Origin of the sequence: Paenibacillus rhizophilus (assembly GCF_003854965.1) — a bacterium.
Lineage (GTDB): Bacteria > Bacillota > Bacilli > Paenibacillales > Paenibacillaceae > Paenibacillus_AQ > Paenibacillus_AQ rhizophilus.
In genome coordinates this window covers 61322-82188 of sequence record NZ_RQPI01000002.1, presented here as the reverse complement: position 1 = coordinate 82188, position 20867 = coordinate 61322, and the positions used below count along the sequence as shown (strand labels likewise).

Here is a 20867-nt window from a genome sequence, read left to right as displayed (position 1 = left end):
CTGTGTGATCTGGTGGGAGGCAGGAGGCAGGGTAACTAAAGGCCTAAGCCAAAGTTATGCTATCGTTGTTTAGCTTTCGGTTTCGGATTGTCCCATGGTTCAACTGTTCCAATGTCCTACTGTATGAATCTCCCACTGTCTGAATCACCTACTATCTCAATGTCTTACTGTCTGAATCACCAACTCATGATGACCTCTACGGACCGTCCAGCCCTTATTTTCTCTATTTGTCACAATTAGCCGTGCTAACGGACCGTACCGCGCTTATTGCCTCTCCAGTATGCGTATTTCGGTTGAATGGGAGTGAATAAGCGCATTTGAGTCCGCTAGCTTGGTGAAACATTGCTTTTTGTGGAAATAAGAGCACCTCGGTCCGTTGCTTTCGCCAGACCCTTCCACCACTACGACGGCTACGAGAATTTTAGGTATTTAAACCATATTCTCTTTATAATCCAAGCTTCTGAACATGTGTTATACTCTCATCTGGTATGTACGATTGCGCTGCTGCCCGCCGCTTGCGACATCCAATAACTGCTGTTTGACCAACTGATGTAGAATTCGTCTGGCGTGTCGATCGGTTACTTTGAGATGATGCGCAAGTTCTAAGGGGGTGAACGCCCTGAGCACACGTCTTGCGAAACGCAGAGTCTCCGCTTCCAGCCATGTTAACGTGGAAGAAACATCCGTCGCGATGAATTTACCTATAAAAGACAGCACCAACTGCTGGCATTGCTTGGGCTCTTCGACAATCGAAGGATAAGCGATAGGGAGGAAGGTCCAACCATCCAAGGCTAACAAGCAATGCCGGCGGCATAAATCCTTGAACCGTCTGACATCCAGATCTCTGGCATGCGGTCCATAGCCTTGAATCTCAATCCCGCCTTTCACACCTCCAGGCATATAAGCCAAATCCAGATAGCGGTAGCCGTTATTGAAATCGCGTACTTCCCATTCAGGAAACAGATGATCTAAATTCCCGATTGCCGGGAACCATACCCTGCGGAGGAACTCAACCGTTCCGTGGCCTAACCCTTTGACAAGTAACTCCTTTCGCCTGTGGTTACTCTCATTCTCCAGATTGCTTTTTAACCATTCCTCGTATTGCTGCTCAAATCGCGGCATACCCATGCTCCCCCTTGAACTCTCAATCGAGCGTTAATTTTTCCCGCAAAAAAAGCCGCCTTAATACAATATCCCCTGAAATCAGCTCGGATGGATAAAGTATTAAAAGCGGCGTGTGCTTCACAACCTATGCTTACTATTATATCGCGTACTATAAAGTGAATTCAATTCATCATTCAGATGTAAGCTCATTAATACTTGTTTAGGACAGAAAGGAGTCTGACTTGATTGTTGTTTATCGGAGAAGGGCTGAAAATGAATAGATGTGGAGTATCATGGAGGATTTTCTTAAATGATATGTATTTACTGTTGGAACAAATAAAAGAAGGCAAAGAGTTAGTACTTCCATACAAAACCAATTATCACCATTGACACAGGATGAGCTGGACAACCTCTTTGGCTTGTTATATTTACAATTATGGAAATACTGAAGTTCTGATTCAAGAATAATATTTGAAAAGGGGTCAATAGATTGAACAATTACATAATTCGAAACTTTATTCCGGAAGACGTCTACAGCATTTATAACGTTCAAGTAGCGTACAACAAAATGTTCCCTGAAACATCAGTAATTCCAGGAGAAGCGTACCTTTCCCCCGAATTTGACAACGGAAATATGTTGGATATTCCTCTACTTATCCTATAATGGCAGCAGACAGTAGCAATAGTGCGGGAAATGTACTTTGGATGGAAATTAAGTATAATCCCTTAACTGCGGATCATGCGGTCTTAAGAGAGAGTTTATTTCAACATTTAATGAACAGAGTAAGTGAGATCAAGAAAGATGCGGTTAATAAAAAGACCCAAATTTGCTTTACCTTTTTCCCGTCCGAGCAGGAAAGTTCAGAATATGTGCTTTCTAATGGTTTTATAGTAAGTGAGGGGATTTATCATATGGCTAGAAATCTTGCTGAGCCCATCGAGTGTTATCCTAATCCTGATCAGATTGAAGTGAAGGAGTGGAAGATGAAAGAAGATAAAGAGGTAGAAGATTACGTTCAAGCTTACAATGTAGCTTTTCCTGAGAAGCCATGGAATATAGAGGGAGTAAAGCATTTCATGTTATCGAAGCTGTGGGCAGTGGGCACAACATTATCTGCATTTGATAAGGGGCAATTAATTGGCAGTATTATGCTCTACTGGGATGATGAAAAAAATGTGAACGAAGAAATAAACAGGGCTTCTACGGAACAAATCTTCGTCTTACATTTGGCAGGCAAGGGGATAGACGAATCCCATCTTGAACTCCGGGCGAACAATGAGAATGCATTGAATATATATAAGAAGCTCGGGTATAAGGTAACAAAAAGCGAAAATATTATTGAATGGTTATTTAACAGTGGAACACTAAAAATGAATATTAAGAACCCTGCATGTAAAATGATATCGTGAATTTTACATGCAGGGTTCTTTGCTGAGTGGATAAATATGTATCATGAAGTATTCTGGTTGACCAGAAGGAGGGTATTTACTAGGTGGGCAGATTATGTTGTCTCCAATAATGCTGCGCTGAGGACCGTTTACAGAAAGAACGGCAGAAGTGCCGTTCTTTTGCTGCCTAGCGATAGGTGGCTTTTTCTCTGGATTCAATCATGGTGTATTTTGGGTGGAAATGAAGCACATTGCAAAAAGAGCCGTGCGTTGGGCACGACTCCTTAATGAATAGCCGCTTTTAAGGGCGGCGGCTTGAATGAAGTAGGGCTTGAAATAGACCGCTACCTTTGGACAGGGCGGTCTATTTCTTTTTGAGGTAACTTAGCAAAGCAATAATGAACATACCGAACATGAACATTAAAGACAACGCTCGAGGCTTCAGCTCATCAGCCGGCATCCGGAGAGATTCCACCACTATTTCGGCATTTAGCAAATCATCAACTGGTCAGAGAACGATCGCTTTGGCATGAAGTGGGCTAAAGATGAAGCGATAAAAAGAGTCAACAGAACAGCTATCCGTGAGCTTACGGCTGCGGGAGATCTGCCATTTCTGCAAAGTGTAGGGCAGTGGGGCATTTTGCGGAAATGGCAAGCCCGGTTTAACTCGCTGTACTATAAGGATGAGCGGATCAAGCATCCCGGTATGTGGAGTGTGATCAAACCGTTCCTGCTCTTCAGGGAATACAGCATGCGGGAGCTGGTACACTCCTTCTATAAAGGGTTACATTTATTCATGGAAGGAGGGATGTGCATATCTTCGGTAAATTGGCTGTGGATTTCTATCTTTCGCTTCAGTCCCCTAGAGGAAAACAGTTCATTTGGATGGAGAATTCAGGACATTTCTTTCATCCGGAGGATGCGATGTCGATTGAACAAATTTTCATTTCTCATAAGAATTCCAGCGGATATGGGGAATGAAAAAATGGAGTATAAAAGTGTTGTGAAAACTAATAATATTAGTTATTATAATAATATAGTTAGTATTCGGGAGATGAGCTGGGACACCAACATAAAAGGAGGTGAAGAGATATGCCTAGAATGGGGTTGGATATTTCTGTTATTCTGCTGAGAGCGGCCGAGTTTGTGAATGAAAAAGGGCTCGACGGGATTTCGCTCGGCGAACTTGCCAAGCAGCTAAACATTCGAACGCCTTCGCTTTATAACCATATAGACAGCCTGGCAGCCTTGAAGCAGAAACTTGCGATTTACAGCCTGAACCGGCTGTATGAGCGAATGCTGCAGGCCGCGGTGGGCCGTACCGGCGATGAAGCCGTTTACGCCTTGAGCGAGGCATATGTGCATTTTGTAAGAGTCAACCCGGGTTTATACGATGCCGCGCTGCGAGCCCCGGATCCGAAAGATCCCGAGCTTCATCTGGCCCAGGACCAAATCGTTGATTTGGTAGTGAAAATCTTAAGCTTTTATCATATGCAGGATGATAAAGTGCTGCATACCGTACGCGGTTTGCGGAGCATTCTCCACGGCTTTGCATCCATTGAAAGTGTGGGCGGGTTCGGACTGCCGCTGGATCTTGATTTAACGTTCAGAATGATGATCGATACGTTTCTGGCCGGCATTCATGCACAGATGAAGCAGGAAGCGCATGAATAAGCGGTTTATAACCTGTACCTTGTCGCAATCGGCAGCAAATGCTGCCGACGCGTCAGGAGTAACGATTTTCGCGCATGCAAAAACTAATTTGAATAGTTTTAATGATTATTTTAGGTTTTATTGATTGCTTTGATTTACTTAAGGGAGGATTATTCATGAATGTATCCATTCGTCAAAGCCCTTTCCGCCAATCATCATGGCAACAAAGGACATAACGGCTTGTGGAAAAATAACGGAGCTCTAATAATGGTTCTTTTTGTCTTAATTCCACAATAATAAAAAGCACAAGCGCTATAAGGCTTCCAATCAAAGAAATGAGCGTATATGTGTCACTCCAGCCGTCTGTGCCGTCCCGGTGTATTGCGAGAACAAGCCCGGCAAAAGCAGCAGGCGATAAAAGCAAGCCCCAAATGTCCAATTTAGGGTTTTCTTTTTTCTGGATGATAAGCTAAGAAGATGGAAACAACGTGCATAGTTTCTTTACCCGCAAGAAGTTCAATTTTTCAAATGCCCTTCTTGTGGGTAAAGTTTAACACATAGGTGAGCAGCTTATTACTGTTCGATCAGGTTCCTGACGGGGACCGTTTGCTCTTTTTCCGGCTGATTCAATGGATAGATTCTGGCCATATCGGTGTTTTCATCCACATGCTGGATATAGATTTGCGTCCCTTCATAGGTCACATTTTCCATAATCGGCGAAGCGGCAATCTCTTGGGCTCTTTGTGTATTCATGGCTTTACCCTCCTCTATATTTCAGATAACAAGCATTAGTGTCACTATGGATGAAGGGAATTATGCATAACGCCCGGCTTGAAGATTTTACCGTTAGAGATATTTTTATGATTCTGCTATTCTAAAGGACGGAATTTGAAATAGTAGGAGGACATCCCAGATGAGACCACAGTTACACCGCATTATTCTTTTTCTGTTTTTACCCTTTTTCTTGATTGCCCAGAGCTTTCCCGTATCGGCCCGTGCAGCAGAATCCGATCTGTTGGACAAGTATTATCCTTCCGACATTGAAGGGCATTGGGCATATGAGGCGATTGATAATTTCGTCAATGCCAACTTGCTAGGCGGCTATGCCGACGCGGAGGGTACGATCAGTATTAAGCCGAATAATAACATTACCCGAGCAGAATTCGTAACGATTCTTGTCAATGCGGCGGGCTTGACCAGCAGCCAGTCAGGTAAAACCTTTACGGACGTCAAGGCTGGAAAATGGTATGCCGATCCGATCCGGATTGCCAGTTCGCTCGGCATCGTCGGCGGCATCACCAATACGGAATTCGGTCCTGACCGGCCGATCACTCGTGGTGAGATCGCCGTCATGGTCGTCAATGCTTTTTCATCATCCGTACAGTTCGACGGACAACCCAAAGCCTTTACGGATGTACCGCAATATTACGCGAAGACGGCCATTCAAAAAGCCAGCCAGGCCGGCATCGTGACCGGAATGACCCAGACCGAATTCAAGCCGTTCAACCGCGCAACCCGCGCTCAGGCAGTTGTAATGCTTGAACGCTCCCTGAAGCTGCAGCAGGGGAACCTGCCGACAGATCAAGATTTGATTGATGTTGCCGCCAAAGCCGACAAAGAAGAAACACAGCTGATGGTCAACAAGAAGTATGCTGACCTCGAGCGGATTTTCCTTAAATATTACACAGGCTACCAGTTTGCTTACAACATGTCTTCTTTGGCCGAGATCAATCAAATGGCCGCCGTTGGCGGAAAGATAGATATTGAAGTCGTGAAAGCCCCAACTTTCCTCGTCACCGAGCGCTCTGACCGTCTGGCGGTGTTGGATTCGGTATACGGAGAAATCAAAATGAAAATTTCGAACGGCGCTAATACCTATGAAGACACGATCAAGACGGACGGCCAATACCTGCTGAAGAAAATGTCGGATAACAGCTGGAAAATATACGCCATACTTACCAACTAATAATATGCAAAAACCGGAGGTTCCACGGGAATCCCGGTTTTTTGTTTCTTCAATATTTGAAATAGCTTCATGTGAAAAAAGTAAATTCATTTAAGATAAATTAAGAGTACAATACAAGAAATATGAGCTAACAGGAGCAGAGACACTTGGATAAACAAAATAGCAAGTATCGGTGGATTGTTTTTACCGCGGTATTGTTTACCTATTTTCTGGTGGTAAGTCAAAGGACGGCGCCGGGATTAATTACCGATCAATTGATGAAAGATTTCAATGTCTCGGCATCGACCATCGGATTGCTGACTAGCATCCAATTTTTGGCGTACGCCAGCTTGCAAATTCCGATTGGGATTTTATCCGATCGTTATGGCCCCAATTTGTTCCTTATCGCAGGCGCACTGCTGAATGGTTTGGGCACTTTAGTTTACAGTTTTGCGCCAAATGAATTCGTACTGCTTGTTTCCAGATCCTTGGTAGGCATGGGGGACGCTACAATCTGGGTCAATCTGGTCTTAATCTTAAGTCAATGGTTTAGAGTAAAAGAGTTTGTCGGGCTACTTGGTCTCGCGGGAATGGCCGGCAGTCTGGGCTTCTTACTGGCAACGTTTCCTTTTTCGGCTTGGATTGCCCATACTGGCTGGAGAACTCCATTTTTTACAGTCGGCGTTTTACTCGTTCTTTGCGGGATTCTTCTTTATGTCGTACTCGTTAAGCAGCCAAACAAACGATTCAAGGAAGACAATCTCGTAACGGTTCAGACGGAACAAAAGCGCGAAAAAACGCTTCTGATGTTAAAACGGATATTTTCGGATCGGCAAGCATGGGCAACCTTCTTCTGTCATTTTGGGCTTGTCGGTACGTATGTCGGGTTTATAGGCTCGTGGGCGGTTCCTTATGGAATGCAGATGTACGGAATGACGCGCTCTGAAGTAAGTCAGCTCATGATGATCGGACTTGTCGGGGCGATCGTTGGCGCTTCACTGACTACCTGGATTGCCAATCGTTTGGAATCGATAAAACGGCCCTATATGGTCGTGCATCTCGTCGTTTTTGTCAGTTGGGCAATGTTTCTTCTATTTAGCGGGAAACCGCCCTTCTTTATGCTTATTATTCTGTTCTTCATCATCGGCTATGGAAATGGAGCGAGCGCTTTAACGTTTGCGGCCGTTCGTCAATCATTTTCGATGCGGGAGGTTGGCGTCGTCTCGGGCTTTGCGAATACGGGAGGCTTTATCAGCGCTATTCTTTTGCCGAGCATCTACGGGAAGGTGCTGGATCATTTTCAGCTAGTTTCAAGCGGTGTCGGGTATTTCTACGGTTTTATCATACCGGTTCTGTTCTCCATACTGGGTTTAATGGGAGGCTTTCTGTTAAGAGAACAGCGCAAGGAATCCTCGAAGGCAAGCGGGCTTTCGGTTTGATTAAAAGACAGAATAAGGCATGAGTTAGATTTAAAGGCGGCAGGCTGGTTGTGGGAGGGGGGACGTTTTGCATACCGGGACTCAAGTTATTCAGACCGAAAGACTTATACTAAGGCCATTTGTCACACAGGATGCCAAGAGCATGCTTAGAAACTGGATTGGCGACGAAGAAGTACAGGCCAACTACGGTGAACCCGTCTACGAGGATATCGAATCCATTCATGAACTGCTGCAAAAATGGATGAGTTCTTATGCAAAACAGGATTTTTACAGGTGGGCCGTTGTGCTTCAAGAGAAGAACGAGTGTATAGGACAAATTGCCTTTTGCCATGTGGATAGCGTTCATCATGTTGCGGATATCGAATATTGTATTGGAAGAGCGTACCAGGGTCAGGAATATGCCACTGAGGCGCTAACTTCGGTGATTCACTTTGTATTTGAGAAAACAGGGCTGAATCGAGTCCAGGCTTTTCATCGTGGAAGAAACTTGTCTTCCGGAAGAGTTTTGCAAAAAGCTCAAATGAAATATGAGGGAACTTTAAGAAAAAGCTACTTTTATAGCGATACGGGCGAGTACGATGATAAAATTTATTACGGCGTTATCCGAAGCGATTTGAAGCTGTAGATGAGATTTTTTTATATGCGCTAAGATAGGAACCGGCTAGAGCCAAAGTATCGATTGATCATTCGGCACACGTTGCAGTATTCTTTTCTACATAATATCTACATAACTTTGAACTATATTAAAATAATAAACGGTTAGGAGGTGTCTCAATGATAGGTTTAGCTTTAGCTCAATGCATTCAAACATGTGGTGCAACGGGTACGGAACTGGCAGATTGTATTTTAATGATGTTAGGCGCTAAATAAATTAAATACACCATAAAAGCAAAAGCACTCGCATGACTATCCAGTCAGGGGTGCTTTTGCTTTTTTCGGATTCATACTAAGGATTCATCGTTAAGAGGATTTTTCCTGTTACAGTACCGTTCTCTAACATTTCATGTGCAGCTTTAGCTTCCGATAGGGGGTAGGATTGACTGATAACAGGTTGAAAAGTTCGATTAAGAAGCATTTCAAATAACGTATTCAGATCTTCTCTAAACCAATGCGGTTTTGTTTTTTTAGATAAGATTAGAAAATAGAGCGAGGCTTTCCTTCCATCGGGCATGAATTTTCGAGACATTATTGTCATTAGAGTAGGCAAAAGATGCCCGGAGCCATATCCGATTACACGGCCTTTCTTTCGTAAGATTTGATATGATTTTTTGAAGTTTCTGCCGCCCATACAGTCAAATACAACATCCATTCCATCAGGATGGTATTTGTTGATCTCACGAACAAAATCTGTATTTTTGTAGTCGATCGGGGTGGCGCCTAAACTCGATACATAAGCATGCTTGGCTTGTGAGGCTGTACCGAACATTTCAACCTCAGCTATCCTGCCTAATTGGAGAAGTGCAGTACCAATTCCTCCTGAGGCGCCATGGATGAGAACTTTCTCTCCTTGCTGCACATGGGCATACCGATGGAGCAACTGATACGCCATCAAATAATTTAGCACAAGAGATGCCGCTTCTTTCGGATCAATCCCATCGGGAATCGGGATAAGCTCCTTCTGATGCAGACAAATATGTTCGGTATATCCTCCAAAGAAGGGGAGTGCAGCAACAAGCTGTCCGACTTTTACCGTGGTTACATTCGACCCTGCTTCCTTTACGATGCCAACAATTTCGGTGCCGGGTGTAAGCGGTGGCTTTTGAAACGGAGCCTCTCCTTTCCGAAGGATAATATCTCCGAAAGCGACTCCAGTCACTAAGTTCCTGATCAGAACTTCATTTTTTTTCGGTTTGGGCACCGGTTCTTCGATCAGTTCCAGTACTTCAGGTCCCCCAAATCGGTTGACCACAATCCGTTTGTTTGTCGCCATCCCTTCCAGCCCCTTTCAATTTATGTAGTAAATAAACTGATTTACTCCATAAATTGATTTTATATTCTATGCGATTGAAAATCAATAGTTATAGAGTATAATGATGTATATACTACATAACTAAAGAAGAGGGTTACGATGAACGGTTTTGAAAAAAGACGTCAACAAAAAAGGGATTCCATATTAAACGCCGCGCTGGAATTGTTTAAACAACATGGATATCACAAGGTCAGCATCGCTGAGATTGCAAAATCGGCCTCCGTTGCGGAGTCCTCGATTTATAACTTTTTCAACAATAAAGAAAATCTGAAGCTGGAATTGATGAGGAAGCTGATGTATGAAGATTGTGCGAGGACGATGAACATTTCGGCGAGCCACGATCCTGTCCAGCTTAAGCTTGAAAAATTGTTGATGTCTAAAATAAAATTATTCAAAAACTTTTCCGTGCATTTTCCGCTGGAATCATCTGGAATGGGGATTATTACCGAAGAGCTTTCGGTCGATCAAGATTATCATAATGCAATTCTTAACCTAGTTGAGGATGGAAAAAGAGAGGGCGTGTTCATCGAGTCCATTACAACAAATGCAATGGCCGCTTACTTCGATATTATCCGGTATTATTTTATTCACAATCCTGACTCCACCGCAATATTTGACAACAATCCGGAGTTTGCAAGGGAGATGTATTCTTTATTCCTGAATGCTTTGTTGAAGAGATGAAGAAGAGAAAAAAACTCGGCGACCCGTCGCCGGCGCAGAACCGGCAGCAGATCGCCGCTTGGAATTCTTTGTTTTTACTGTCCTCTTGACGGGTTCATTCTTTATTGCCTCAGATTGTTTTAAAATTTCAAATCCATTATTGGTCCTCCTGTTTTGTGAAAATTTTAATATGTACCCTTTGAAACTTGTCCGGTTAATAAATATGATAGCATTCATTTGTCATATTTTATGATATAAATCCGAAAATTCAACATCAACCTAGCCGAAATCCGGTCTGGAGGAACACGAACCTAATTCCAGTTCGGTCCCTAAGTCTCCTTACGATAAAGCCGCTGAACAAATTCTTTGTTCAGCGGCTTTTTATTTGAAGGCGCTCGTGGTATAGTGAGGGTAATAATGGCGTACAATGCAAAAGGAACCGTGCGGGTAAAGCGGCTCTTGATGCAATAGCCGCTTTTAGTACGGCGGCTTAAAGGTATTACGGGCAGGAATAGACCGCATCCTTTGGACGAGGGCGGTTTATTCCTTTTTGAGTTCAGTGACAGTGATTGATAAACCTCAGGGTAAGTACAAGTAATTAAAATATATGTATTTAATATTAAGGAGACGACATGAATTTTAAAGATTTGAATCTGATTCCTCCCATTTTGAAAGCTTTGGACAAAGAAAATTATTCAACACCGACACCCATACAGGAGCAGTCCATTCCGTCCGTTTTGGCCGGCAGAGATTTGTTTGGCTGTGCGCAGACCGGAACGGGGAAAACAGCGGCTTTTTCTTTGCCGATTATCCAGTTGCTCCATGAGCAGCCAAGCCGAACGGGTTCAGCAAGACATATCCGCTCATTAATTCTCACCCCGACGAGGGAGCTGGCGCTGCAAATCGCGGACAATATTGGGGCCTACAGTAAGTTCACCTCATTACGCTGCACAGCGATCGTTGGCGGTGTATCTCAAAGAGTCCAAGAAAGGGCGCTGGGTCTCGGAACGGATATCCTGATTGCCACACCGGGAAGACTGATCGATCTGATCAATCAGAAGCGGGTGGATCTGCAATATGTGCAAATTCTGGTGCTGGATGAAGCCGATAGAATGCTGGATATGGGCTTTATCAACGATGTGAAGCGGATTATTGCCAAGATGCCCGTCAAAAAACAGACGCTCTTCTTCTCGGCAACGATGCCTCCGGAAATCGCCAACATGGTCAAGTCGCTTCTGGTGAATCCGGTGAAGGTCGAAATCACTCCGGTATCGTCTACGGTTGACCGTATCAAGCAGTCGCTCTATCTGCTCGAAAAGGGCACCAAGCAGAAACTGTTGAACCGGCTGCTGCAGGATCAGACGATTGTTTCCGCCTTGGTGTTTACACGGACCAAACGCGGCGCGGACCGTGTCACCCGGGAATTGACCAAAGCGGGCATTACCGCACAGGCCATTCATGGCAACAAGTCGCAAACGGACCGTCAGAATTCCCTCCGAAACTTTAAAAACGGGACGACCCGCGTGCTGGTAGCGACGGACATTGCTGCCCGGGGAATTGATATTGACGAGCTCTCGCATGTGATCAACTACAATCTGCCCCAGATCCCGGAGACCTATGTTCACCGGATCGGCCGTACCGGCAGGGCGGGACTGAGCGGAACGGCGATTTCTTTTTGCGAAACCGAAGAACTTCCCTTCCTTAAGGATATTGAGAAATTAATCGGCAAAAGGATTCCCGAAGTAAAGGATCATCCTTATCGGATGGAGCGTACTCCGGAGTCCCTTAAGAGGGACCGGTTATCGAAACCGGCAGACGCCAAACCTGCAAAATCGTCCAAGCCATCCAAATCGTCAAATCCGGCCAAATCGTCACCGCCTGCCAAGTCCACGGCGAACCGCGACCGCAAGCCCAAATCTGAAGGATTTAAGCAAGGCAATCCGGTTCATGGCAAGGCAAACGGCAAGGCAAACGCCAAGGCGAGGGAAACGGCTAGAGGAAACGGCAGAACGGCGAGAAGTGCAGCGAGTAACAAAGCGGGCAGATAATAATCGATTATTATCAGGATTTTAGGTGTCTGCGTCAAAGCAAAGGGGGCTTTGGATATGGTCGATTTTGAGTGGTACAGAAGCTTTTGTACTATCTATAAGCACAACTCTGTGTCCGAAGCCGCCAAGGCGCGGATGATGACACAACCGGCAATGAGCCAACACTTAGCTGCCTTGGAAGCCGAGGTTGGTGAAGATTTATTCATCAGAACTTCGAGGAAAATGTTTCCGACTGAACGGGGGAAGGAGTTATATTCACAGTTGGCTCCGCTAATCGAGTCTTTGGAGGAGACCACGATGAATTTCAAATCGGCTTCTTTACCTACGTTTACAGTCATAAAGATAGGAACTGCACACGAGTTTTATACTGAAAAAATCCTCCCTAGACTGCATAAATACAATATCCGCACCATTTCAAATTTTGGAACCGCCGATCAATTGTTGGAACTGCTGAAGGAAGATAAAGTAGATCTCATCATTACATCGAAAAGGTATCAAACTCCAGGCATTGAGTATCTGAAATTAATGGATGAAGAATTTGTCATTGTTGCCCCCAAGGATTTTGAAGTACTGGACACAGACGACCTTGAGTTAAAGGAACAATGGCTGTCTTCGCAAAATTGGATGAGCTATGGGCTGGATTTACCGATTATAAGGAGAATTTGGAGAGAACACTTTAAAAAACGCCCTCTAATCAGACCTATCCATATTATTCCTAATTTACATATCATTCTAAAGGCAATCGAAAATGGTGTGGGTCTAAGCGTTATCACTACATATCTATTAAGAAATTCGGCAAATGAACGAACAAAAGTTATTTTTGAGGATTTAAAAGTGAAAAATGAGTTGTATTTCGCCTATAAGCTGAAACATAAACATCTGCCTCAAATCCATGAGATGATGACGGTAATACGTGAAGATATATAAAGATCGGCCAGTATAATCTGGTTGATCTTTTTTGTTTCTTTCAAGAGATCTGATCTATAAATATATTTATGGATAATCTGAAATTTCATAATTTGTCTTATATCAAAATCACAACTAGAATAAGGGGGTAGCAAAATATTAATATTGGAGGCAATACAAAATGGCAAAAAAAGTGTTGATCGTCGTAACGAATCATACGGAAGTTCATGAAGGCAAATCGACCGGGATTTGGCTGTCTGAATTTGCCGAAGCCTATATTGAATTTACGAAACAGGGCTATGAGCTTTCGGTCGCAAGTCCGCTTGGAGGAAAAGCTCCTGTCGATCCGGGCAGTGTAGATGCCGAAACTCCACAAGAAATTTTGGATACGCAAAAATATCTGGAAAACACGATAAAGCTTGATGAAGTATCCGATGAAGGCTTCGATGCTATTTTCTTGCCGGGCGGTCACGGAACGATGTATGATCTTCCCGATAATTCTACCCTTCAAAAGCTGCTGCGTGATTTTTATGAAGGGAACAAGATTGTAGCTGCCGTGTGCCACGGACCGGCCGGGCTAGTTGGTGCTACATTGTCGAACGGTCAACCGCTTGTGGCCGGCAAACGTGTTAATGCCTTTACAGATCGGGAAGAGGCGCAAACAACGCTGGATAAACATCTTCCATTCCTGCTGGAAAGCAAACTTCGCGATTTGGGTGCAATCTATGTGGCCGCCCCGAACTGGACTTCTCATTTCGAGGTGGACGGCAATCTGATTACGGGCCAGAATCCGCAGTCAACGCTAGCTGTAACCAAGGCGGTTATTGCACAACTGGGTTAATCCGAAAAACGGAAAAGAGAGGGTAAGCATGAAAGTATTTGTTACAGGTGCTACAGGCTATATTGGAGGATCAGTGGCCAGGGTGCTGCTTGAAGCAGGACATATTGTTTACGGTTTGGTACGCAATCCCAATAAGATAGAACCCCTTAAGCAAATAGGCATTGAACCCGTGCTTGGAACACTGGAAGATACGGAAGTGCTAACCCGATACGCTCAGTTAAGCGATGCGGTTATTCATACAGCCGACTCGGATCATCGGACAGCCGTCGAGACGTTTATTGCCGCATTGCGCGGCAGTGGAAAACCATTTTTGCATACCTCCGGTTCGAGCGTGGTAGGTGATGATGCGCGTGGCGATTCTAAGAGTGAGAACATTTATAACGAGGAAACGCCTTTTGTTCCCATGGATATCAGAGCAGATCGTGTAGCGATCAACAACCTTGTGCGTAAAGCCGGAATTGATGATTGGGTGAGAAGCGTTGTCATAGTTCCTTCCATGATTTACGGTGATGCGCTTGGATTACCGACAGAAAGCGATCAATTGCCTCAAATTATTCGTAAATCGAAGGAAATGGGAGCAGGCATTTATGTAGGAAAAGGTGTTAACCGCTGGTCCAATGTTCATATCAGGGACTTGGCCCAATTATATCTGTTGGCTCTTGAAAAAGCTCCGTCTTCTTCTTATTTCTTCGCTGAGAATGGGGAGGAGTCGTTCGAAGATATTGCAAAATCGGTCAGCGAGGCACTCGGTTTTGAAGGAAGAACGGTGAGTTGGCCAGTAGACGATGCTATTGCAGAGCTTGGAGATTGGGCACGTTTTGCAATTGCTTCCAACAGCCGTGTGCGTGCGGTACATGCAAGAAACTTGCTGGGTTGGAATCCGTCAGAAGAACCGATGTTCAGTTGGGTTAAAAAATGAATTAAGATGCACAGTTTATCTCATATCTGATTCGAGGGGTGTCCTTAAGCCGTGTAAATGGCTGCCGGGAACACCCCTTATACTATATTGTGGGGTTTCAGCTTCCCTTGTGCCGGGAGAGTTGATCCATTCCCCGACGAATTCACGGATAAATTGGAAAGCAGACTCATAGACTTCTCTTTAAATCTCAAGTTATAATAGGCGTACTGTAAGCATATCTTGTCTACAACATCATATGGAGAAAAAGGTGAAACGCTGAGGCGTTTCTTAAAAGGGAAGAACGGTGAAAGTCCGTCGCGGTCCCGCCACTGTAAATGGAGAGCAAGCTTTAAGCCACTGTGTCAAATGGGAAGGCTTAAGCAACCGAGTCATTATGATTTTGGTTTTTGCGTCTGATCCACAAGTCAGGAGACCTGCCTTTTTTCAACAGCACGACTAACCTACGAGGATAGGAAGGGGGAGCACGCTTGTATTTCGGCGATTAACGGCACTTCTACGCTCTTTTTGTGTGTAGGGAGTGCTTTTTTTTGTTTCTCAAATTTTGTTACATATGTCTCTAAGATGGTAGAAGGGATTGTGATTTTCTTGGAAAAATTATTACACGTGATCAATGAGATTGAACGGCTGAATATTGTATCGATGCATCAAATGAGAAGACGCGTCAACAACTTGACCAAACCCTTGGGGAGTCTCGGCCGCCTGGAGGAGATCGCTGTAAGGCTTGCCGGTATAACGGGCAGTGTGCAGCCGAGTGTGGAAAATAAAGCGATTATCGTGATGTGCGGCGATCATGGTGTCGTTCAGGAAGGCGTCAGCGCCTATCCGCAGGAAGTTACAGGGCTGATGATGGCGAATTTTATTCGTCAAAGCGCCGCTGTTAATGTGCTCGCACAGCAAGCGGGGGCGGAGGTTCACGTTGTCGATATCGGGACTGTGCTGACAGACCTGCCGGAAGGTGTAGTTTCGCGGAAAGTCCGCCCGGGAACGGCCAATATGGCCAAAGGGCCGGCGATGACCAAAGAAGAAGCGGTTGCCGCGATCCACGTCGGGATTGATATGGCTTACGGGCTTGCCGATAAAGGGATCGAAGTGATCGGTTTAGGGGAAATGGGCATCGGCAACACGACTCCAAGCAGCGCCATGACGGCGGTGTTCACTGACCAACCGGCGGAACGGATCACCGGAAGGGGGACCGGCATCAACGACGAAGCCTTAGCCGCCAAAACGAAGGTGATCGAACAGGCGATAGAGGTCAACCGGCCTAATCCGGGTGACGCTGTCGACGTGCTCGCAAAAGTAGGGGGACTCGAAATCGCCGGGCTGGCAGGCGTGATATTGGGGGCGGCGGCCCGCAGGGTTCCGGTGGTCGTTGACGGGGTTATTACAGGCGCAGCGGCTCTCACTGCCTGCCGAATCGAACCCCGCTGCCGGGATTATTTATTCGCTTCCCATTTGTCCGTTGAACCGGCACACCGTATCGTTCTTGATGAGCTTGGGCTGAAGCCTTTGCTGTACCTGGACATGCGCCTTGGAGAAGGGACAGGAGCCGCGCTGGCCCTGCCTGTAATCGAATCGGCTGTACATCTGGTATCGAAGATGGCCACATTTGAAGATCTCGGTATCCCGAGTCCGGCCCCTGAAGAAGATGAATTCGGCCTTGCGGTTGAGTGATCCGGCTCCGGGTGCAGCAGGATACTCAGGTTAAACCGATCCCGGGAAGGTGAGTCTACGAATGAGGCTTCCTCTAAGGAAAGCTTGGCGTTACGGGGATAGTTGTTTCATACAGAGGAGGCAGCACGAATGGAAAAGAAGAGAGGCAAACTGCTTGTGATCGGGTTTGGCCCGGGCGCTTTTGAACATATTACGGATCGTGCCCGCAGGGCAATCGAGGAAAGCGAAGTCATCATAGGCTACAACACCTATGTGGATTTGATCCGGGGCCTTCTGACCACTCAGGAAATCGTAAGAACCAGCATGACGGAAGAAGTGAGCCGCGCTCAGGAAGCTGTACGGCAGGCGTATATGGGAAGGACGGTTGCGGTTATTTCCAGTGGTGATGCCGGGGTATACGGAATGGCCGGACTAATCTATGAAGTGTTGATAGAAAAGAAATGGAATGCCGAGGGGGGAGTGGAAGTAGAAGTTATTCCCGGAATATCCTCGATCAACTCCTGCGCCGCGCTCCTTGGGGCGCCAATTATGCATGATGCCTGTACGATCAGCCTAAGTGATCATTTAACCCCCTGGGATACCATAGCCAAACGCGTGGAAGCGGCTGCTGCAGCAGATTTTGTGATCGCACTTTATAATCCGAGAAGCGGAAGGCGTACCCGGCAGATTGCTGAGACTCAGCGGATTTTGCTGGAGCACCGTTCCGCGGACACGCCGGTGGGCCTGGTGAAGAGCGCTTACCGGGATCGGCAGCAAGTCGTGCTAACCACCTTGGCGGACATGCTGGAGCACGAGATCGGGATGCTTACCACGGTTATTATCGGCAACTCCACGACGGTGGTCTATGACGGCTTAATGATTACGCCGAGAGGCTACCAACGGAAATATACGCTGGACTCGGAAGAGCAGAGACTAAGGCCCAGCGAGCGCCTGAAAGTGGAAGCGGAGCCGTGGTCTCTGGGGGCGAAGGAACAGGCCGGAGAGAGTGAGGGAGCAGAGCCCGTCCAGCCTGATTTCCCGGCACCGTCCTCTTACTCTTACAGCCCGAGTTCATCAAGCCCGCTCGAAGCGGCTATGGAGGCGCTGCAAATCCTTGAGGCAAAAGGCATCGTCTCCGGGGGCCACGCGGGTTCCGAATCGGCACACTCTGTCACCGGAAATCCGTCCGCCCTTTTTGAAGTGGGAGTGACGCCGGGCATCGCGAATAAAAAATTCACCGCGCGTCAAATGGCATCGCTTGCAGAAATCGCAGGTGAACAGGGGGAAATGGAGTATACCCCGCATCACCAAATCATTCTGCGCATCCCTGGGGGCGATCCTGAGCGGGTCGTCGCAGAGCTTAAAGCGGAGAAGCTGCTGGTCTTCCCGGTTGGCGATGTTGCGCAGATTAAAGCCTGTGATTTCTGCAATTTGGAGAAAGACGGGTCCATCCCCGTCGCGGAAGAGCTGAACCGCGCCATTGGCGGATTGAAGACACCCAAAGAATTTAAAATCGGTTTTAACGGCTGCGGTATGGCCTGTTACGGGGCTGTGCTGGAGGATATCGGCATTGTGTACCGCAAAGGGGCGTATGATCTGTTCCTGGGCGGAAAGACGATCGGGCGGGGCGCTCATCCGGGGCAGCCTGTGGCCGAAGGCATTGAGGCGAATCAAATTATAGATACAGTGGAACGGATTTTCCGGGAATACACAGACAATGCTTTTCCGGGTGAAAGGTTCCATAAGTTTTTTAAACGTGTGGGGACGGTTGCCGGGTTCAGGCATCAGGAGCAGGCTATCGTTGCTGTGGCAGATGCGGTCTGCGGAGATTAACAATCATGAGGAGGAATAAGATGGACGCGATATTATTGGTGGGTCATGGAAGCCGGGACCCCGAAGGGAATGAGGAGCTGCTGCAGTTTGCCGATACAGTGCGCCAGGCAGCGCCTCAATATAAGATAGAGACCTGCTTTTTGGAGTTTGTGCAGCCTGATATTGCCCGGGGAATAGCCCGCTGTGTCGAACAGGGAGCCGCCCGGGTTATCGTCATTCCGATCATGCTGTTTGCGGCGGGTCATGCCAAAATTCATATCCCTTTTGAGATTGATCGAGCCAAAAAGCTTTATCCTGCCGTGGAATTCGTCTACGGGCGTCCGATTGGCGTTCATCAAAAGGTGATGGATATCCTGACCTCCCGTATGTCGGCAGCCGGCTTTACAAACGACAGCCCGGAGCTGCCGATAGAACAAAAACTGCGTGAACCGGAAACGGCCGTTCTGCTTATCGGCAGGGGGAGCAGCGACGGCGATGCCAACGGCGATTTTTTTAAGATGACCCGTCTTCTGTGGGAGCGGCTTCCTGTCAAATGGGTGGAAAACTGCTTTATTGGCGTTACGGAGCCTACCTTTGAGGATGGCCTGGAAAGAGTCTTACGTCTTGGAGCAAAAAAGATATTCGTCCTTCCTTATTTCCTGTTTACAGGAATCTTGATTAAGCGCATTGAGGAAATGACAGCGGAGTTTGCCGGACTGCACCCGGGTATCACCGTAGAACTTGCCGGGTATTTCGGCTTTCATCCGAAACTGGTTGAAGCGCTGCTCGATCGTGTTGCCGAAGCGGTGGAAGGGCAGGCTTTTATGAACTGCGATATGTGTCAGTACCGTGTGGCGGCCGCGGCCGATCACGAGCATCATCACCATCATCACGATCACGGGCATAATCACGGACACGACCACCATCACGACCACGATCATGGACATCACCACCACCACGGGCACTGCCACGAGCATGGGCACGATCATGACGAACATCATCACGACCATGATCACGACCATGATCACCATCATGTGGGATCATAGCCGCGCAAAAGGGCATCAGGAACATCTAGAGGAGGAAGCGATATGATTTTTGCCCTTTGCGGTACAAGTGATGCGAGAGAACTCGCTGCCTTGATACAACAGAACGGATTTGAAATATTGACATCGGTTGTTACCGATAATGCGGCGAAAAGCTTGCAGGAAGCCAATCTGCCCGTACGGGTCGGGCGTCTGCCCAAGGATGAAATCGTGACGCTGATACGCCGGGAAGAAGTCAAGGCCATTGTTGACGCGAGCCATCCGTTTGCCGAAGAAGCGCACAGGAATGCGATGGAAGCCGCGAAAGAGGCCGGTATTCCCTATATTCGTTTTGAACGGGCGTCCTTAGTCTACGGTGATGATCCAAAGCTAACGGTCGTGCCATCCTATGAAGAGGCGGCGGCAGAAGCAAAGAAACGCAAGGGTTCCGTTATGCTGACTACCGGCGGTAAGACGCTGCATATTTTTGCAAAGCATCTGCTGGGAGATCCGGACATCCGCCTGGTGGCCCGCATGCTGCCCCGGCGCGATAATATGGAGAAATGCGAAGAGCTCGGCGTCGAGCAAAAAAACATCATTGCCCTGCAAGGGCCGTTTTCCCGGGAGCTGAATGAAGCTCTTTACCGGCAGTACGGCACAACGGTGATGGTCACGAAAGAGAGCGGCAAAACCGGGGCTGTCGATGAGAAGATTGAAGCCGCGCTGAAGTTGGGCATACAGGTAATACTAATTTCCCGGCCCGAAATTGATTTTGGCGCTGTGTTTACGGATTACCAGGACGTCATTGAGCAGTTGGAACAAGTTGCCCGCTAAGTCGAATACAGGGGAGAAATGTTATGGATTTTAAGACGGAATTTAAACCGCTGACTGTGCAGCCTCAGGAAATTGAGAGCAAAAGCTTCGAGATCATCACGGAAGAACTGGGCGAACATCCCTTTACACCCGAGCAGTACCCGGTCGTCCAGCGAATCATCCATGCCTCGGCGGACTTCGAGCTTGGCAGCAATATTGTATTTCACCCGAGAGCGGTTGAAGCGGGAATAGCGGCCATTCGCGGCGGAAAAAGAATCGTTGCCGATGTGCAGATGGTCCAGGTAGGTATCAGCAAGCCGCGCATTCAAAAGTTTGGCGGAAGCGTCGACGTCTACATTTCGGACCCCGATGTGATGGAGGAAGCGAAAAGGCTAAATACAACCCGCGCCATCATTTCCATGCGTAAAGCGGTGCGTGAAGTGGAGGGCGGAATTTACGCTATCGGCAACGCCCCTACCGCGCTTCTTGAATTGATCCGCATGGTTAAGGAAGGGGAAGCAAAGCCGGATCTAATTATCGGTATGCCTGTAGGCTTTGTGTCTGCTGCGGAATCGAAGGATGAGCTCCGCAAGCTCGATATACCGTTTATTACCAACCTTGGGCGGAAGGGCGGCAGTACGGTTGTAGTGGCCGCTGTTAATGCCCTTGCCGTTATGGCGGAGAAAAAAGCGTAAAT

General features: G+C 46.9%; 19 protein-coding genes and 1 riboswitch. Of the genes, 15 read left to right on the top strand and 4 right to left on the bottom strand.

All coding sequences use genetic code 11. The features are described 5' to 3' along the window. Positions 1–471: 471 nt before the first annotated feature. A complete protein-coding gene (locus EH198_RS05785) occupies positions 472–1122 on the bottom strand; it encodes a transcriptional regulator (RefSeq protein WP_124694606.1) in 651 nt (216 codons plus the stop codon). 645 nt (positions 1123–1767) lie between these two features. Between EH198_RS05785 and EH198_RS05780 the strand changes: the two genes are divergently transcribed. Continuing rightward, entirely contained in the window at positions 1768–2514 is a 747-nt protein-coding gene (locus tag EH198_RS05780) for a GNAT family N-acetyltransferase (protein ID WP_148091486.1), read from the top strand. A gap of 343 nt (positions 2515–2857) precedes the next feature. Here EH198_RS05780 and EH198_RS25455 read toward each other — a convergent pair whose 3' ends face one another. Next, entirely contained in the window at positions 2858–2953 is a 96-nt protein-coding gene (locus EH198_RS25455) for a putative holin-like toxin (protein ID WP_221621490.1), read from the bottom strand. Positions 2954–3585: 632 nt separating this feature from the next. Between EH198_RS25455 and EH198_RS05775 the strand changes: the two genes are divergently transcribed. After that, entirely contained in the window at positions 3586–4167 is a 582-nt protein-coding gene (locus EH198_RS05775; protein ID WP_124694604.1) for a TetR/AcrR family transcriptional regulator, read from the top strand. Between the two features lie 552 nt (positions 4168–4719). On the opposite strand, the gene EH198_RS05770 is transcribed toward EH198_RS05775, so the two are convergent. Further along, on the bottom strand, positions 4720–4899 hold the full coding sequence (locus tag EH198_RS05770) for a small acid-soluble spore protein H (protein ID WP_124694603.1): 180 nt from the start codon (positions 4897–4899) through the stop codon (positions 4720–4722). 160 nt (positions 4900–5059) lie between these two features. Here EH198_RS05770 and EH198_RS05765 point away from each other — a divergent pair, with 160 nt between their 5' ends. From EH198_RS05765 to EH198_RS05755, 3 genes are all read left to right on the top strand, one after another. Further along, positions 5060–6112: an S-layer homology domain-containing protein gene (locus EH198_RS05765; protein ID WP_124694602.1), complete on the top strand. Its 1053-nt coding sequence runs from the start codon at positions 5060–5062 to the stop codon at positions 6110–6112. Positions 6113–6258: 146 nt separating this feature from the next. Further along, a complete protein-coding gene (locus tag EH198_RS05760; RefSeq protein ID WP_124694601.1) occupies positions 6259–7530 on the top strand; it encodes an MFS transporter in 1272 nt (423 codons plus the stop codon). 67 nt (positions 7531–7597) lie between these two features. Continuing rightward, the gene (locus tag EH198_RS05755; protein WP_221621489.1) at positions 7598–8155 is read left to right on the top strand and encodes a GNAT family N-acetyltransferase; all 558 of its coding nucleotides are present in this window, start codon (positions 7598–7600) and stop codon (positions 8153–8155) included. A 321-nt stretch (positions 8156–8476) separates the two neighbouring features. Here the strand turns inward: EH198_RS05755 and EH198_RS05750 are convergent, their stop codons facing one another. Beyond that, complete coding sequence (locus tag EH198_RS05750) at positions 8477–9460, bottom strand: medium chain dehydrogenase/reductase family protein (protein ID WP_124694599.1); 984 nt, start codon at positions 9458–9460, stop codon at positions 8477–8479. A gap of 138 nt (positions 9461–9598) precedes the next feature. On the opposite strand from EH198_RS05750, the gene EH198_RS05745 reads away from it, so the two are divergent. The 10 genes from EH198_RS05745 (at position 9599) to EH198_RS05700 (ending at position 20865) form a co-directional block, all read left to right on the top strand. Beyond that, the gene (locus tag EH198_RS05745; RefSeq protein ID WP_124694598.1) at positions 9599–10180 is read left to right on the top strand and encodes a TetR/AcrR family transcriptional regulator; all 582 of its coding nucleotides are present in this window, start codon (positions 9599–9601) and stop codon (positions 10178–10180) included. Between the two features lie 611 nt (positions 10181–10791). Further along, a complete protein-coding gene (locus tag EH198_RS05740) occupies positions 10792–12207 on the top strand; it encodes a DEAD/DEAH box helicase (protein ID WP_124694597.1) in 1416 nt (471 codons plus the stop codon). A 57-nt stretch (positions 12208–12264) separates the two neighbouring features. Beyond that, positions 12265–13134, top strand: a complete 870-nt coding sequence (locus tag EH198_RS05735; protein ID WP_124694596.1) for a LysR family transcriptional regulator — start codon at positions 12265–12267, stop codon at positions 13132–13134. Between the two features lie 160 nt (positions 13135–13294). Continuing rightward, a complete protein-coding gene (locus EH198_RS05730; protein ID WP_124694595.1) occupies positions 13295–13954 on the top strand; it encodes a type 1 glutamine amidotransferase domain-containing protein in 660 nt (219 codons plus the stop codon). 28 nt (positions 13955–13982) lie between these two features. Further along, positions 13983–14873, top strand: coding sequence for an NAD-dependent epimerase/dehydratase family protein (locus EH198_RS05725; protein WP_124694594.1), 891 nt, complete (start codon positions 13983–13985; stop codon positions 14871–14873). 228 nt (positions 14874–15101) lie between these two features. Further along, positions 15102–15308, top strand: a riboswitch (cobalamin riboswitch). Positions 15309–15434: 126 nt separating this feature from the next. Then, a complete protein-coding gene (gene cobT, locus EH198_RS05720; protein WP_185702770.1) occupies positions 15435–16544 on the top strand; it encodes a nicotinate-nucleotide--dimethylbenzimidazole phosphoribosyltransferase in 1110 nt (369 codons plus the stop codon). Positions 16545–16673: 129 nt separating this feature from the next. Beyond that, the gene (gene cobJ / locus EH198_RS05715; RefSeq protein ID WP_124694592.1) at positions 16674–18356 is read left to right on the top strand and encodes a precorrin-3B C(17)-methyltransferase; all 1683 of its coding nucleotides are present in this window, start codon (positions 16674–16676) and stop codon (positions 18354–18356) included. A gap of 20 nt (positions 18357–18376) precedes the next feature. Next, positions 18377–19381 carry a sirohydrochlorin chelatase gene (locus EH198_RS05710; protein ID WP_124694591.1) on the top strand — a complete coding sequence of 335 codons (1005 nt, stop codon included), beginning with the start codon at positions 18377–18379 and terminating at the stop codon, positions 19379–19381. Between the two features lie 42 nt (positions 19382–19423). After that, entirely contained in the window at positions 19424–20191 is a 768-nt protein-coding gene (gene cobK / locus EH198_RS05705) for a precorrin-6A reductase (protein WP_124694590.1), read from the top strand. A 23-nt stretch (positions 20192–20214) separates the two neighbouring features. Further along, positions 20215–20865 carry a precorrin-8X methylmutase gene (locus tag EH198_RS05700; RefSeq protein ID WP_124694589.1) on the top strand — a complete coding sequence of 217 codons (651 nt, stop codon included), beginning with the start codon at positions 20215–20217 and terminating at the stop codon, positions 20863–20865. The last annotated feature ends 2 nt before the right edge of the window (positions 20866–20867 follow it).